The sequence below is a fragment of the Aeromonas sp. ASNIH5 genome (assembly GCF_002902865.1).
In the GTDB taxonomy this organism is placed as follows: domain Bacteria; phylum Pseudomonadota; class Gammaproteobacteria; order Enterobacterales; family Aeromonadaceae; genus Aeromonas; species Aeromonas caviae.
Map to the genome: position 1 here is coordinate 2,569,955 of NZ_CP026122.1, position 15,046 is coordinate 2,585,000.

Consider the following 15,046-nt stretch of genomic DNA (forward strand, 5'->3'; position numbering starts at 1 on the left):
TCATGCAGGCCGTTTGCCATCTTGCCGGTGCGGCTATCAGCGCATCATCCTACTTCCCGTGCCGCTCCTGGGGTGTCCCGCTGCGGGCTCTGGCTGCGGTAGGGGATCACATCGAGTTTGTCACCCACCTGCACGATTTCGTAGTACTGGGGCAGGTTGAAGTTGCTGAACTGACCCGCATTGCTGAATCGCTCGTGACCCGAGGTGTAGAACCGGTTCACCCCCTGTACCAGTTCGTCCTTGTTGCCGGCGAAGTGCTGGTAGATCTCCACCCGGTTCGCCTCGTCCAGGATATAGATGTTGGTGCCTGCATCCCGGGTATCGAAGAAGAACTGCACCAGCCCTTCGCTGGCGTAGGCGTCGACGATGCCGGGCAGGTGCTGGCTGTGAGTCTTGTCGAGGCGCAGCGGCAGGTGATCCAGCTTGTTGTGGGAGATGTGACGGTAGAAGTCGATGGCGTTTTCCAGCTTTTTGACCGACACCCCGCGCCGCTCGAAGAAGATGCCGTACTTCTCCTTGCCGAGCGCCAGCGTCTTGACCAGCTGCTGCTTGTCCCGGGCCAGACGCAACTCGATGCATTCAGCCACAAGCTGCTGGAAGCGGGTGCGCACCAGGGAGCGGAAGTGCTGGCTGTAGCAGAACACCTCGATCATCTCGGGGGCCGCGGCGTCCTGGTGCATCTTGCCGAGGATGGTGGTGAGGGCGTCCACCACGGCTTCCTCTCCCTCGAAGTGCAGGGTGCGGATCTCGCTCCAGGAGTTGCGATAGACGAGATCCACGGATCCCACCAGACACTCCTGGTTGCGACCGAACGAGAAGACGTCCGCAGCGTTGGCATCGAACTCGATCACCTGCCCCACCCAGTGGCTGGACGGGTCCGTCTCCAGGTTCAGGAAGATGGAGAGCTGGCGGATCTCGCACGGCCGGCTCAGGGCCAGGTTGGTCGCACGGGGATACTTGACCGGGAAGGTGCCGGAGAGATCGCGACAGAACTGATGCAGGTTGTCGATGTGCAGATCCGAGCCCTGGTTGAACAGGTGCACCCGGGACTGGGGCGTCAGCAGGCCGTTGAAATAGGCCCAGGCCACCAGCTTGCTGATGTAGCCGTTATATTCGAGCGGCGCCCGGCCGATGATGTCGGCGGGTTCGAGGGAATGCTTGTAGAGATACCAGCCGGCGCGATTCAGGCGGCCGTGGGGTACCTGTACCAGGCTGAGATCCGGCTCGCCGAGATCCGGCGCAATCTTGAGGTTGATGCGCTGCACCTTGCCCGGCAGGCTCTCGAATGCGGCATAGAGCTTGCGCGACAGGATGCCGATGTCTTCCGGGTTGATGGACTCGCTGATGTTGTTGCGCCGGGCGAACTGGATGAGGTTGCGGTAGCTCTGCATCAGGGCCTCCAGCAACTCGGCGTAGGCCACCTTGACGTCCTCGACCTTCCACTCCTGGCGGTGATCAAGGTGGTAAAGGCGCTCCGGACTCCAACCCCAGTAGGCCACCAGCTGGGCCATCTGCTCCCGGCGCCAGTCCGGGGAGTGATCTTCCTTGGGATGGCTCAGCCCGTCGCACACCTTCAGATAGAAGCAGCGACGCACCAGATCGAGGCGCTGCATGTCGCCGATGGACTTGAGGTAGTTGGTCACCTTGTCCAGCATCAGGCAGTAGTTGTCGAGGCGGTAGTGCATCCCCTCGTTGTGCTGGAACCAGTCGCGACTGGTCACCGACAGCAGCCGGGTGTTGGGATACTCGTGGGAGTAGGCCTCCATCAGCACCGACTTGAGCACCGCCTTGTAGGGGGAGTCGATCCCCTTGTAGAGCTGCCACAGGGCGGAGCCGAAATACTCCTCGGCAGGAATGCGATCAAAGCCCCCCAGATCGAGCCAGTCATCCTGGCTCAACTTGCCGTGGGCAAACAGGCCGTTGACGTAGTCGTCGTAGTGATCGTCATATTCGGCCGGCACCAGATACCAGAGCAGCCGCTTGCCGGCGATGTGCATGGCGCTGCGGTAGAACTCGTCGAGCAGCAGCAGGTGCTGGGCGCTGCCGCAGCTCTCCCCCTGCATCTGGGCATCGTTGCGCTGGCGGAACTTGTCTTCGGGGATCAGGAAGAAGTTGAGATCGACCCCCCGCTGCTCGGCCCACATGGAGAGGTGCTGGCACTTCTGTTCCAGCAGGGCGAGGCGCTCGCTCGACAGACCGGCCACGTGACAGACCCAGATGTCGAGATCCGAGTGGCAGCACTGACCGATGGAGGAGGTGCTCCCCATGGAGTAGAGGCCCTGGATGGACTTGTCGTGGGTACTGAGACCGCCCTGGCAGTTGGCGTTCTGGCAGAGATCCTGGATGAAGGCCTGCTGGGCCTCGTTGGCGACAAAACTCCAGATACCATGAGGCACATCCCCTGCCACATAACCGGGCAACAGGGGGTGATTGAAGTGCAGCATGACAGGCAGCAAGTGGAAAACCTGCTGCCCGTAGCGACTCATGAGATCCAGCGCTCGTTGCGTCTTGAGACGATTGAGTTCGTCGTAGCGCGCCACCAGCGTGTCGAGTTTAACCAGCAATGCCCTACCTATGGGGAAGAGAAATGACGCACCAAAACGGGGAGACGTCAAAAAAGTGTGATCATGTTAACAATGCAAACAGCAGTGGTAAACAAGCCCGCACACAATCACCGGATTATTTCTGACCCTGTTCGTAACGGTATCAACGGAAAGCAATAAAACTGCTTATTTTCAATGGCTTAAAATCAATTATTGGCTGAATGAAAATAATTTTCAGCCCCCGTTTTTGAGCTTGGCCCCGCTTTTGCGGGCTGCGCCATGAAAGCCCCTGCAAAGGGTGGTAAGATCGTTTTCCTCTCAAAAGATGAAACAACTGATTGATATGGCAGCCCGAACCCTGAAAATTGCCACTCGAAAGAGCCCACTGGCCCTGTGGCAGGCCAATTTTGTGAAAGATCGGCTGGAGGCACTCCATCCGGATCTGCAGGTCGAACTGGTGCCCATGAGCACCCAGGGTGACAAGATCCTCGACACCCCCCTCGCCAAGGTCGGCGGCAAGGGGTTGTTCGTCAAGGAGCTGGAGACTGCCATGCTGGAGGGGCGTGCCGACATCGCTGTCCACTCCATGAAAGACGTACCCGTGGAGTTCCCCGACGGACTCGGCCTGCACACCATCTGTGAGCGCGAAGACCCGCGTGATGCCTTTGTTTCCAACCATTTCAACCAGATAGACGAGCTGCCTCAAGGGGCCGTGGTCGGCACCTCCAGCCTGCGCCGTCAGTGCCAGCTGCGCGCTGCCCGCCCTGATCTCGTGATCCGCGACCTGCGGGGCAACGTCAACACCCGCCTCGCCAAGCTGGATGCCGGTGAATATGACGCCATCATCCTGGCCGCCGCCGGCCTGAAACGACTGGAGATGGCCCATCGCATCGCCGCCTTCATCGAGCCCGAGCAGAGCCTGCCTGCCAACGGCCAGGGGGCGGTCGGCATCGAATGCCGCCTCGACGATCACGAGCTGCACGCCCTGCTGGCGCCGCTCGAACACCCCGAGACCCGCATCCGGGTGCTGACCGAGCGCGCCATGAACCGCGCCCTGCAAGGGGGCTGTCAGGTGCCTATCGGGGCCTATGCCCTGGTACAGGGAGAAGAGGTATGGCTGCGCGGCCTGGTGGGCAGCCCGGATGGCAGCCGCGTCATCCGCGACGAGATCCGCGGCCCCCTGGCAGAGGGCGAGGCACTGGGCCACACCCTGGCCCAGCGCCTGCTGGCCGCCGGCGCCGACGTCATCCTCGCCGAGGTCTACCGGGCATGAGTGCAGCACAGACCGGTTCGCGGTCATCTGCCCGGAGCGCCGCCTGATGATCCCCCTGGTGGTGCGCCCGGCCGCCCAGGCCAACCAGCTGGTGCAGATGCTGCGCCAGCTGGGTCATGCACCGCTCTGCTGTCCGTTGCTGGAAACCCGACCGGGATGCGACCTCCCTCACCTGGGTGACATGCTGCGAGAGGCGGACCTCGTTATCGCCGTCAGCATGCATGCCGTTCATTTTGCACATTATTTTCTGTTGCAAACTGGTCAGACCTGGCCACATATTGATTACTTTGCAGTCGGCCAGGCGAGTGCGGATGCCTTTGCCGAGGCGGGCATCCAGGCCCTGTGCCCGGCCGATCCCCGCAGCGAAGGGCTGCTGGCCCTGCCGGCACTGCAAGGGGTGAGTGGCCGCCGGGTGCTGATCCTGCGCGGCAACGACGGGCGGGATCTCATCGCCCGGACGCTGGCCTCACGGGGCGCACTGGTGCACTATTGTGCCACCTACGAGCGCCACTACCCCGATCTTGACGGGGACGCATTGACCCGCCACTGGCAGGCAGCCGGGCTCGACAGCCTGCTCATCACCAGTGGCGAATTGTTGCAGCGGTTGCTGGCCCTGGTGCCCGGCCCGCAGCACCCCTGGCTTTATGACCGCCTGCTGGTGGTACCCAGTCCCCGGGTGGCCGAGATGGCAGAAGGGGCTGGTTTTACCCGTATCGTGATTGCCCAAGGTGCATCCAACCAGGCTCTGGTGGCCGCCCTGGAACTGAGGAAGATGGAATGACTGAACAGCAAGAAGTCCAGCCGAGTGCCGCGGCCACCGTGGCCGACAACAACAAGCCCGCTCCCGGAACGACAGGGAGCAAGAAGGGCAGCTCTGGCACCGTGCTTGGCGGCATCGCCATCCTGCTGGCCCTGGGGCTGGCCGGTGGTCTCTATGTGCACGGACACCAGAACGCCGTTGCCCAGCAGGCCGAACTGGTAGCCCTCAAGCAGCAACTGGCCGACGCCATGACCAGAATTGATCAGGGCAGCAGCAAGGATGCCGAACAGATCGGTGCCCTCGGCAAGAGCCAGCAGCAGTTGCAGGAGGCGCTGGACGCCTTGCAGACCAAGGTGCTGGATCTGGACGACAAGCGCCCCAATGACTGGATGCTGGCCGAATCCGAATACCTGGTGCGCATGGCGGGCCGCAAGCTGTGGCTCGAACACGACATCGTCTCCGCCATCACATTGCTCGGCAACGCCGACGAGCGCATCAAGGCGCTCAACGACCCCAGCCTGATGCCCATTCGCAAGGCGCTGGCGGAAGACATCGCCAAGCTCAAGGGGATGCCGCGGGTCGATCGCGAGGGGTTGACCCTGAAGCTGGCCGCCCTCTCGGACCAGATCGAGCTGCTGCCCCTCTCCACCGTCAGCATGCCGGAAGCCAAGAGCGAGCCCGACCAGACCGTCAGCACCAACCCGGACGAGTGGCAGAGCAACCTGAAGAAGAACTGGGTCAAGTTCACCGAAAACTTCATCACCATCCGTCGCCGCGATGGCGCCGTGGAAGCCCTGCTCTCCCCGCAGCAGGAGATCTTCCTGCGAGAGAACCTCAAGACCAAGCTGCTGCAGGCCCAGCTCGCCGTCTATCGCGAACAGCAGTCCCTCTATGTCGACAGCCTGGAGAAGGCCCAGCGCTGGCTGACCCAGTATTTCGATGCCGACAACAGCGCCACCCAGTACATGCAGTCCGAGCTCGACAAGCTCAAAGGCGAGCAGATCCAGTTTGACTACCCGGATCAGTTCAAGACCCAGACCATGCTGGAACAGGTGCTGACCGAACGCCTGCAACGCATCCTGGCCGGCAACTGAGGAAGAGACCATGATTCGTCTGATCGTCATAGTCGCCGTGATGGTGGCGGGCCTCATCTTCGGTCCCGAAGCCTCCGGCAACAAGGGTTATGTGCTCATCTCGCTGGGCAACTACACGGTGGAATCCTCGGTCACCAGCGCGGTGATCCTGGCGGTGCTGTTCTACGGCGCCCTGCTCATCGTGGAATGGGTGCTGGCCCGCCTGTTCGGCCTGCGCCGCAAGACCCAGGGCTGGTTCGGCTCCCGCCGCCGCCGCAAGGCCAACCTGCAAACCGTCAATGCCACCCTGGCCATGGCAGAGGGGCACTACAACCAGGCCGAGAAGCTCCTCATCAAGGGCGCCGACAACAGCGACACCCCGCTACTCAACTACCTGAGCGCCGCCCGGGTGGCCCAGGCCCGGGGCGATGACGTGCGCCGGGATCACTACCTGCAGAAAGCTCAGGAAGAGAACCCCAAGGCAGAGCTGGCACTGACCCTGATCCAGACCCAGTTGCAGATTGAGCAGGGCCAGTACGACAGCGCCCTCGGTCGCCTCGAGTCCATCTATGCCCTCAACCCGCGCCACCCCATGGTGCTGGATCAGCTGCGTCAGGTGTATCTGGCCCGTGAAGACTGGGCGGCCCTCATCGATCTCACCCCTGCCCTGCGCAAGGTGGGCAAGCTGACCGCCCAGCAGGAAGAGACCCTGCTGCACCAGGCGTGGTGCGGTCGTCTGGAGGCCGCCAGCGGCTCCCTCGACACCCTGCGCACGGTCTGGCAGGGACTGCCCCGCAAACAGCGCCAGGATCCCGTGTTGCTGGCCAGTTACGGGGATCGCCTGCGCCGATTGGGGGCCGATGCCGAAGCCGCCGATCTCTGGCTGGAGGCCCTGCGCAAGGATCCCTCCCCCGAGCTGTTCGCCCGCCTGCCCAAGCTCAAACTGGACGACTACCAGCCCATGCTGACCCTGCTCAGAAAGATCCAGGATCAGCCTGGCGCCGAAGCCGCGCTGGCCCGGGTCTGCCTGCTGGCCGGTCAACTGGACGAAGCCCAGCGGCTGCTGGAGCAGGAAGTGGCGAAGGCGCCGGATGCCGCCCTCTACCACGCCCTCGGCCAGGTGATGGACAAGCGCCGCCTGACCAACAAGGCCAACGAGTACTACCGCCAGGCATTGCAGCTGGCCGACGTCTGATCGGCGCATCTGCCTGAATATGGTTTGCATCTTCTCCTCCGAATAGATGGAGATCTCGATGGGACAGGGCGTAAACGAACACAACACAATTACTCTGATTTTTAAACTGGCCCTGGTCGAGCAGATTGAAGAAGGCAAGCTCACCTATAAACAGACGCAGACGCGTTATGACACTCAGGGCCGCTCTACCTGAGCTAGGTGACGGACACCTGCTCACGCAAAATAGTGGCAACTAAGAGATGAATGCCGAGTCGATGGTGATCGAGAAAACACTGAAGCAACAACGTGACCACGGAGAGCTTATTCATCATTCGGACCACCAGGTGCAGTATTGTTCGGGGTTGTATCAGTCATTGCATGAACAACACGGGGTCAAATGCTTGATGACAGATACTCATAACTGTCACCAAAATGCACTGAGATCTTGAAAAGAGAGTCACTGCTGCAAAGCCTGCAGAGGCTGGCGCAGGCGGGGAAAAGTGCGAAAGGCAGTGGATACTTATAACCTGGAGCAACCGCATCAGGCATTGAAATACAGAACCCCTGATGTGACGCATCGGGGGTTCTGAGTGCTAAAAGCTAGCTGAAAATGTGTAGACCTATCTCAGGACTAGACACCATATTCCAGATCGGACGGAGGGGGATCAGTGCCCCGCCAGTTTCATCTGCTCGACCAGTACGGAGCCGGTCTTGAGGCTGGAACGCTCATCCTCATCACTGCCCACCGCCACGATATGGCTGAACATGTCGGCTAGATTGCCTGCAATGGTGATCTCCTCCACAGGATAGAGGATCTCGCCATTTTCAACCCAGAAACCGGCTGCGCCGCGGGAGTAATCACCATTGACGATGTTGACCCCCTGCCCCATCAGCTCGGTCACCAGCAGCCCGGTACCCATCTCCTTGAGCATGCCCTGGAAGTCCTGGCCGGTATTGGAAACCTGCCAGTTATGGATACCCCCGGCATGGCCCGTGGTGGTCAGGCCCAGTTTGCGGGCGGAGTAGGAGGTGAGCAGCCAGCTCATCAGCTCGCCGTTGCGGATGATGTCCATGTCTCGGGTGCGAACCCCTTCCCCGTCGAACGGGGTGCTGGCAAGTCCTCCCGGCAAGTGGGGGAACTCCTGGATGGTGAGCCACTCGGGCAGGATCTGCTTGCCCAGTTTGTCCAGCAGGAAGCTCGACTTGCGATAGAGGTTCCCCCCACTGATGGCCATCACCAGATGGCCCCACAGACCGGCAGCGGTATCGGGGTGGAACAGCACAGGGGCATGGCGGGTGCTGATCTTGCGAGCCCCCAGGCGGGAAACAGTGCGCTCCACCGCCTCGTCAGCGATGCGCTGGGGGCTCCACAGCCCGTCCAGGGAGCGGCTGGAGGAGTAGCCGTAGTCGCGCTGCATGTCGCCATCCTGCTCGCCGATCAGTACGCAGCTCAGGGAGTTGCGCGATGCAGCATAGCCTTTGACGAAGCCGTGGCTGTTGCCATAGACCTTGACGCCCAGGTGGCTGGAGAAACTGGCTCCGTCAGAGTGCTTGATGCGGGCATCCCGTCCCAGGGCCAGCCGCTCGCACTCGATGGCCAGCGCGATGCCACGCTGGGGATCCAGCTCGATTTGGTGGCACAGTTGCAGGTCCGGGGCATCCCAGGCCAGCAGATCCGCATCCGCAAGACCGGCGCAGTCATCGGGAGAGGTATGGCGGGCGATCTCCATGGCCGCTTCCACGGCGGCGCGAATGGCCGGCTTGGTCAGATCCGTGGTGGAGGAGGACCCCTTGCAACCGTCGCGATAGACGGCGATGCCGAGTGCGCCATCCTTGTTGAATTCGATGCTTTCCAGCTCGCAGCCCCGGGTGTTCACCGAGAGGCCGGTCTGTTTGCTGATGGAGACTTCGGCAAGCCCGGCGCCCAGCCCTTTCGCTATCTCAAGGGCCTCGGCGACCACGGCCTCGAGATGGGATTGATCCTGGCGGATTTGATCTTGCTGGTCCATAACTCACATCTGTATGAAGGGAAGGAAAGGGGCTAAGCATATCAGACCCCTGCGCCCAGCGGGAGAAGCTGGTAACATATCCGCCAAACGTGAATGACAGGAATACAGAGACCGATGAGTCAATATCAAGACGACAACGAGTGGGAAGACTGGGGCCCCAGCAAGAGCCAGCTCAAGCGTGATGCCGAGGCCTTGCAGAAGATGGGGGAAGAGATCGTCTCCCTGAGTCACAGCGAGCTGGAGAAGATCCCCCTGGATGAAGAGCTTGCCGAAGCGGTCGAGCTGGGCCGCAAGCTCAAGCCGAAGAAGGATGAGTCCTTCCGCCGCCATCTCCAGTTCATCGGCCGTCTGATGCGTAGCCGCGATGTCGCCCCCATCGAAGAGGCCCTCTCCATCATCAAGATGCGTCACTCCACCGTGAACGCCCGCCTGCACCGCCTCGAACAGTGGCGCGAGCGGCTGATCACCGAAGGCGACAGCGCCCTCAACGAGCTGATGTCCCAGTTCCACGAGCTGGATCGCCAGAAGCTGCGTCAGCTGATCCGCACCGCCAACAAGGAGCGGGAGCTGAACAAGCCGCCGGTAGCCTATCGCGAGATGTACCAGTACCTGCGCGGTGAAATTGAAGATCTGTTGTAAGTGATGACTCACGTCCACCTCATGGCGGCGTGCAGTACACAATCAAACGGGGCCGAAATGGCCCCGTTTTTTCATGCGATGTCCGCTCAGCTGCCCGCCATGCACTGGGTGTGAGTAGCGGGTTGCAGATAGGGTACCAGCAGGGGGGCCATCCCCTTGAGCACCTGCACAGGCAGCGCCGACGTGAAGCGGAACTTGTCGGACTGGCTGCCTGGTACATAGGCCGTCAGCGTGCCGAAGTGATCATCCCCGATGTAGAAGACGAAAGTCGCAGTCCGGTTGCGAGCCAGTGAACTGGTCACATTGCCGTAGCGACCCACCGTCTCGATCCGGTTGTCCCCGGTCCCCGTCTTGCCCCCCAGGGCCAGGACAGTACCATCCTGCAAGGCGAAGGCACCGGCGATGCGCCGCGCCGTCCCCCCTTCCACCACCTTGGAGAGTGCATTGCGCAAGGCGTTGGCCACCTCGACAGGCATCACCCGCTCCCCCTGGGTGTTCGCCGGCTCAAAGACGGTGGCGAAGGGGGTCCCCTTGGCAAAGGAGAGGTGCTCGATGCGCAGGGTCGGTGCACGAATGCCGCCGTTCTGGATGATCCCCATCAGCTCGGCCAACGCTGCAGGACGATCGCCCGAGCTGCCCAGTGCGGTCGCCAGGGACGGAACCAGGTGATCGAACGGGTAACCCAGGCGAGCCCAGCGCTGATGGATGTCGAGGAAGGCCTCAACCTCCAGCATGGTGCGGATCCGGCTGTCCCGGGCACTGCGATGACGGGTCTTGAACAGCCAGCTGTAGACCTCCTGACGCTCGTCACGGCTGGCGGTTACCGCATCGGTAAAGGTGGCCTTGTCAAACTCCTTGAGATAGGCAAGCAACCACAGCTCAAGTGGATGCACCCGTGCGATATAACCTTGATCCGGCAGAGAATATTTGCCAGGGCCGTAATTGGTATAGAGCTGCTCTATGCGCTTCTCGGTCAATTTCTCCCGCGGCAGGCGCTTGGCCAGGAAAGCGGCAAAGTCGGCCTGGGAGGCTTCCGGCATCAGATAGCGATGCACGGCGGCGAGACGCACCGCGCTGGGTTTGAGACCATCGAGGAAGGTATCGAGCTGCTCTTCTGCACTCTTGCCACGATATTTGCGCCAGAACCTCAGCAGATAGGTCTGGCCCTCTTTGTCAGCAAACTTGGCCAGGTACTCGGTACGGCGAGGATCCCTGTCATCTTTCAGCAACTGGGCACGATTTCCCTCCTTGTAGAGGCTGTAGCGGACAATGTCCCGCATCAAGCGCACGAAGGGCAGGTTGATGGATTCCCGCAGCGCATCGCGAATGGGCGGGATGCGACCGTTGTCTTCCTTGCGGAAGTTGTTGAAGGTGTGCATGCCACCGCCGGTAAAGAAGCCTTCATAGGGACTTGCGGAATACTTGCGGTCCAGTGCGGCCTCCAGCATCACCGGCAGGCTTCTGTCCTTGGCACTCATCAGATAGGCGATGGCCCAGCGGCTGATGTTGTCCTGATCGGACACTTCGATCTTTCGCAGGCTCTCCACCGGCATATTGCCGTAGCTGTCATGCAACTCGGTGACAATCTCGAGATAGGTCGTCAGTACCCGCAACTTGGCGGTGGATCCCAGTTCAAGCTTGCTGCCCTCATTAATGTCGAACGGCTGGTCCGTGTTGTCGGTCTGCACCCTCACCTTGACCCCTTCCGGCGTCTTCTCGAACAGGGTAAAGCTGTACTTCACATCACCCGTCTTCTCCGGCGAGAGCAGGCGCTCACCAAACAGGCCCACCTGGGCTGCGAATGCAGGGTCTGCCAGTTGCTGCAGATACCGTGACACCTCGTTCTGCAGCGGCATATTGAGGGTGGTGTTGGCCGTCAGATCCATGCGGTCCAGATCATAAAGCTGCACCCCGAGCTGACGACTGAGACGAGTGCGAGCTACCTGCAGCCCCTTGTTGTTGTTGACTCGAGTGATGGCAGGTGCCTGCAGGAAATCGCGGAAGACCAGCTTGGCCTTGAGAGCCGACTCCATCAGGGGGGGCGTGATCATTCCCTCCTGCACGAAGAGTCGCAGATAGCTGTCTGTCAGGGTAGACAGTGCTTCTCTACCCTGCGCCAGGTAATAGGAAGGACGGCGGTGGGCAATCATCAGGGAGACAACCTGGCGCAAGGCAAGGCCCTGCTCGGCCAGGGTAGAATCCTGGTTGCGAGCGGGATCCAGCAGTCGATTCACCTCATCGACATTGGCGCCAAACCAGACCCAGAGGCCATCACCGAGACCGTGCACCTCGCCATAACCGGGCGCAGCAGAGAGCGGGACCGAGTTGAGGTAGGCCCAGGCAACCAGCTTGCGGGCCTCCAGGGTCTCGGGCCCCAGCCGATAGGCACGAACGCTGGCCGAGACCATTTGGCGGATCTTCTCGGTCGGCGAAACGGTCAGTCCATCGGGAGAATGACGATACTTTTCCACCTGGGTCGCAAGGGTACTGCCGCCAGCAGATTGATCCTGCATATCCAGCGCCTTGCCCACCTGAGACAGCGCCGCCTTGGCAAAGCGCGGCCAGTCTACGGCCGGGTTGGCCAGCGGTTCCTTGTTGCTCAGGAGTTCACGGTTCTCGATAAACAGCAGAGACTGGATGACCAGGGGCGGTATGGCATTGAAATCTGGATAGTAATGAGTCGGATACTTGTACTGGTAGAAAGGTTCGGCACGGCAGTCATAGAGTGTCAATCCTGCCTGGACCTTCTCGGTATAAGGCACGAAGAAGCCGTGGCTGGCGTAATTGTAGAGCGCATCGGAGAAGCGGACCTGTTCGCTCACCTGGTAGCCACGCTGAACGAGACGTTCCTGGATCATGGGCATCAGCACATAACCGAGTCGCTTGTCGAACGGGCCGTCGTCGGGGAAGGCAATCTGCTTGCTGGGGCCGGGTTCGATCTGATAGGTCAGGGTGGCCGCATAGCGGGAGATCTCCTGTGACTGCAGTCGGGAGGTCTTCATTTCATAACCCACCAGGGCGACCACGGCAGCCAGGCAAAGCAAGAAGATAAAACAGAACAACCAGCGCCACCAGGGTCGGCGTTTACGCTGCTGTTGCCCGTCCGCATTAGGTACGGATGAATCCTGAGATGCCACTTTATTTGAATCCGTCTGTTTTGATGCGCCCATATCAGCCCCACCATGGTTGCGCAATTTATTGTCTTTCAATCAAGCTTAGTCGTTTCAAGTCAAGGGCTTGAAATCTATTGACCGCTTTGCAGCGATGTTAACAGGGCGATTGTGAAAATGGGAGCCGATTGTTGCAACGCGGCAAGAGATCCGAGCTGCGGCATGAAAATGAAACACCGGCCAGAGGCCGGTGTTGACGAGAGCGGGGCGGTATTATTTGCTGGTGCTCATACTCTTCAGCTTGGTACTCAGCTCCTTGCGCTCCTTGGAAAGCTCGGCATTTTTAATGATATGGTCATCTACGCGCTCTTCATAATCGGTCCGCATGTTGGCGATGATGGCCTGAACCTCGTCAATGCTCATGCCGGGCTTGATATAGTCACTCAGGTTGTCGAGCAACAGTACCCGCTTCTGGTTGTCACGGATCTTTTTCTCGTTGTCCGCGATTTCACGCTTGAGCTTGTTCTGACGACGGGACATACGCACATATTCCAGCACATCGTTGAAGGTTGACTTGTTTACTTGTTCCATATCGGTACCACTGAGTGAAGGTGAATAAAAACAGGCGGAGAGTCCCATACCAGAAAAAGAAACCGAAACCATGGCACGGGCAAACCCGGAATGCCCCTTACTCTACCGAGTTATGATTCAGATACAACCCCAATCGCAGCGCGGGCGGCGGGTTTAGACAGAACGGATCCGACTGGGTTATTACGCGAAAAATGATGAAAACGGAGAGAGCCAACATGTGGGTTCAATGCGGCCAGAGCAGCCGCAACTTTTTCCGGTACAGGCAACAAGTGAACGACGAACAGCACCATAGTGCCCGTTTGCCCTCCAGTGAGTGCTGAATTTCAGGCAATAAAAAACCCCGCTCGAGTGAGCGGGGTTTCTTGTATTGGGTGCCTGGCAGTGTCCTACTCTCGCATGGCGAATGCCACACTACCATCGGCGCTACAGCGTTTCACTTCTGAGTTCGGCATGGGGTCAGGTGGTTCCACTGCGCTATTGCCGCCAGGCAAAATCTTCAATCTTAGAAAGCTGACGTGAATAACGACTTTGCTAGTTGCTGGTCATTATCACTGAATTTGTAAGTAGTTCATGCACTTGCTACAAGGCCAGAAACACTTCTTGGGTGTTGTATGGTTAAGCCTCACGGGTAATTAGTATGGGTTAGCTCAACGTATCGCTACGCTTACACACCCCACCTATCAACGTTGTGGTCTCCAACGGCCCTTTAGGACCCTCAAGGGGTCAGGGATGACTCATCTCAGGGCTCGCTTCCCGCTTAGATGCTTTCAGCGGTTATCGATTCCGAACTTAGCTACCGGGCAGTGCCACTGGCGTGACAACCCGAACACCAGAGGTTCGTTCACTCCGGTCCTCTCGTACTAGGAGCAACTCCCTTCAATCATCCAACGCCCACGGCAGATAGGGACCGAACTGTCTCACGACGTTCTGAACCCAGCTCGCGTACCACTTTAAATGGCGAACAGCCATACCCTTGGGACCGACTTCAGCCCCAGGATGTGATGAGCCGACATCGAGGTGCCAAACACCGCCGTCGATATGAACTCTTGGGCGGTATCAGCCTGTTATCCCCGGAGTACCTTTTATCCGTTGAGCGATGGCCCTTCCATTCAGAACCACCGGATCACTATGACCTACTTTCGTACCTGCTCGACCTGTCCGTCTCGCAGTTAAGCTGGCTTATGCCATTGCACTAACCTCCTGATGTCCGACCAGGATTAGCCAACCTTCGTGCTCCTCCGTTACTCTTTGGGAGGAGACCGCCCCAGTCAAACTACCCACCAGGCACTGTCCGCGAGCCCGATTCAGGGCCCTGCGTTAGAACATCAAACATACAAGGGTGGTATTTCAAGGACGGCTCCAGCGCAACTGGCGTCACGCCTTCAAAGCCTCCCACCTATCCTACACATGTAGGTTCAATGTTCAGTGCCAAGCTGTAGTAAAGGTTCACGGGGTCTTTCCGTCTAGCCGCGGGTACACCGCATCTTCACGGCGAATTCGATTTCACTGAGTCTCGGGTGGAGACAGCATGGCCATGGTTACACCATTCGTGCAGGTCGGAACTTACCCGACAAGGAATTTCGCTACCTTAGGACCGTTATAGTTACGGCCGCCGTTTACCGGGGCTTCGATCAAGAGCTTCGCTTGCGCTAACCCCATCAATTAACCTTCCGGCACCGGGCAGGTGTCACACCCTATACGTCCACTTTCGTGTTTGCAGAGTGCTGTGTTTTTGATAAACAGTCCCAGCCATCTGGTCACTGCGACTCCCGACAGCTCCATCCGCAAGGGACTTCACCATCAAGAGCGAACCTTCTCCCGAAGTTACGGTTCTATTTTGCCTAGTTCCTTCACCCGAGTTCTCTCAAGCGCCT

10 protein-coding genes, 2 rRNA genes and 1 pseudogene (1 of these 13 only partly in view) are annotated in these 15,046 nt (G+C 59.7%); 7 read left to right on the forward strand and 6 right to left on the reverse strand.

Annotation, left to right across the window (positions count from 1 at the left end):
• Positions 1-44 precede the first annotated feature (44 nt).
• Positions 45-2,564, reverse strand: a complete 2,520-nt coding sequence (locus C2U30_RS11965; RefSeq protein WP_042879398.1) for a class I adenylate cyclase — start codon at positions 2,562-2,564, stop codon at positions 45-47.
• A 322-nt stretch (positions 2,565-2,886) separates the two neighbouring features.
• Between C2U30_RS11965 and hemC the strand changes: the two genes are divergently transcribed.
• The 6 genes and pseudogenes from hemC to C2U30_RS22920 form a co-directional block, all read left to right on the forward strand.
• Positions 2,887-3,816, forward strand: a complete 930-nt coding sequence (gene hemC, locus C2U30_RS11970) for a hydroxymethylbilane synthase (RefSeq protein WP_158654913.1) — start codon at positions 2,887-2,889, stop codon at positions 3,814-3,816.
• Positions 3,817-3,862: 46 nt separating this feature from the next.
• Positions 3,863-4,597, forward strand: coding sequence for a uroporphyrinogen-III synthase (locus tag C2U30_RS11975; protein ID WP_103243829.1), 735 nt, complete (start codon positions 3,863-3,865; stop codon positions 4,595-4,597).
• The gene (locus tag C2U30_RS11980) at positions 4,594-5,670 is read left to right on the forward strand and encodes a uroporphyrinogen-III C-methyltransferase (protein WP_039039811.1); all 1,077 of its coding nucleotides are present in this window, start codon (positions 4,594-4,596) and stop codon (positions 5,668-5,670) included. The genes C2U30_RS11975 and C2U30_RS11980 overlap by 4 nt, the downstream gene beginning before the upstream one ends.
• Before the next feature lie 10 nt (positions 5,671-5,680).
• A complete protein-coding gene (locus C2U30_RS11985) occupies positions 5,681-6,844 on the forward strand; it encodes a heme biosynthesis HemY N-terminal domain-containing protein (RefSeq protein WP_103243830.1) in 1,164 nt (387 codons plus the stop codon).
• A 58-nt stretch (positions 6,845-6,902) separates the two neighbouring features.
• On the forward strand, positions 6,903-7,037 hold the full coding sequence (locus C2U30_RS23040) for a hypothetical protein (protein WP_010672691.1): 135 nt from the start codon (positions 6,903-6,905) through the stop codon (positions 7,035-7,037).
• Positions 7,019-7,413: pseudogene (locus tag C2U30_RS22920) on the forward strand (integrase core domain-containing protein); the annotation flags it as partial. The gene C2U30_RS23040 and the pseudogene C2U30_RS22920, both read left to right, overlap by 19 nt.
• Positions 7,414-7,488: 75 nt before the next feature.
• On the opposite strand, the gene pmbA reads toward C2U30_RS22920, so the two are convergent.
• Positions 7,489-8,832, reverse strand: a complete 1,344-nt coding sequence (gene pmbA / locus C2U30_RS11990; protein WP_010672690.1) for a metalloprotease PmbA — start codon at positions 8,830-8,832, stop codon at positions 7,489-7,491.
• A gap of 114 nt (positions 8,833-8,946) precedes the next feature.
• Here pmbA and yjgA point away from each other — a divergent pair, with 114 nt between their 5' ends.
• Positions 8,947-9,471, forward strand: coding sequence for a ribosome biogenesis factor YjgA (gene yjgA, locus C2U30_RS11995; protein WP_010672689.1), 525 nt, complete (start codon positions 8,947-8,949; stop codon positions 9,469-9,471).
• Between the two features lie 86 nt (positions 9,472-9,557).
• Here yjgA and C2U30_RS12000 read toward each other — a convergent pair whose 3' ends face one another.
• The 4 genes from C2U30_RS12000 to C2U30_RS12015 form a co-directional block, all read right to left on the reverse strand.
• Positions 9,558-12,641: a transglycosylase domain-containing protein gene (locus C2U30_RS12000; protein WP_103243831.1), complete on the reverse strand. Its 3,084-nt coding sequence runs from the start codon at positions 12,639-12,641 to the stop codon at positions 9,558-9,560.
• A 213-nt stretch (positions 12,642-12,854) separates the two neighbouring features.
• Positions 12,855-13,172: a PTS system regulator TmaR gene (gene tmaR / locus C2U30_RS12005; protein ID WP_010672687.1), complete on the reverse strand. Its 318-nt coding sequence runs from the start codon at positions 13,170-13,172 to the stop codon at positions 12,855-12,857.
• Between the two features lie 373 nt (positions 13,173-13,545).
• A 5S ribosomal RNA gene (rrf, locus tag C2U30_RS12010) occupies positions 13,546-13,660 on the reverse strand.
• Positions 13,661-13,783: 123 nt separating this feature from the next.
• Positions 13,784-15,046: ribosomal RNA gene (locus tag C2U30_RS12015) — 23S ribosomal RNA — on the reverse strand (it continues 1,626 nt past the right edge of the window).

What these genes read in the sequence shown, in the direction of transcription:
- C2U30_RS23040 (WP_010672691.1), top strand. Translation starts at nt 6,903, where the DNA reads ATGGGACAGGGCGTAAACGAACACAACACAATTACTCTGATTTTTAAA.
- C2U30_RS11975 (WP_103243829.1), top strand. Translation starts at nt 3,863, where the DNA reads ATGATCCCCCTGGTGGTGCGCCCGGCCGCCCAGGCCAACCAGCTGGTG.
- C2U30_RS11980 (WP_039039811.1), top strand. Translation starts at nt 4,594, where the DNA reads ATGACTGAACAGCAAGAAGTCCAGCCGAGTGCCGCGGCCACCGTGGCC.
- tmaR (WP_010672687.1), bottom strand. Translation starts at nt 13,172, where the DNA reads ATGGAACAAGTAAACAAGTCAACCTTCAACGATGTGCTGGAATATGTG.
- C2U30_RS12000 (WP_103243831.1), bottom strand. Translation starts at nt 12,641, where the DNA reads ATGGGCGCATCAAAACAGACGGATTCAAATAAAGTGGCATCTCAGGAT.
- yjgA (WP_010672689.1), top strand. Translation starts at nt 8,947, where the DNA reads ATGAGTCAATATCAAGACGACAACGAGTGGGAAGACTGGGGCCCCAGC.
- hemC (WP_158654913.1), top strand. Translation starts at nt 2,887, where the DNA reads ATGGCAGCCCGAACCCTGAAAATTGCCACTCGAAAGAGCCCACTGGCC.
- C2U30_RS11985 (WP_103243830.1), top strand. Translation starts at nt 5,681, where the DNA reads ATGATTCGTCTGATCGTCATAGTCGCCGTGATGGTGGCGGGCCTCATC.
- pmbA (WP_010672690.1), bottom strand. Translation starts at nt 8,832, where the DNA reads ATGGACCAGCAAGATCAAATCCGCCAGGATCAATCCCATCTCGAGGCC.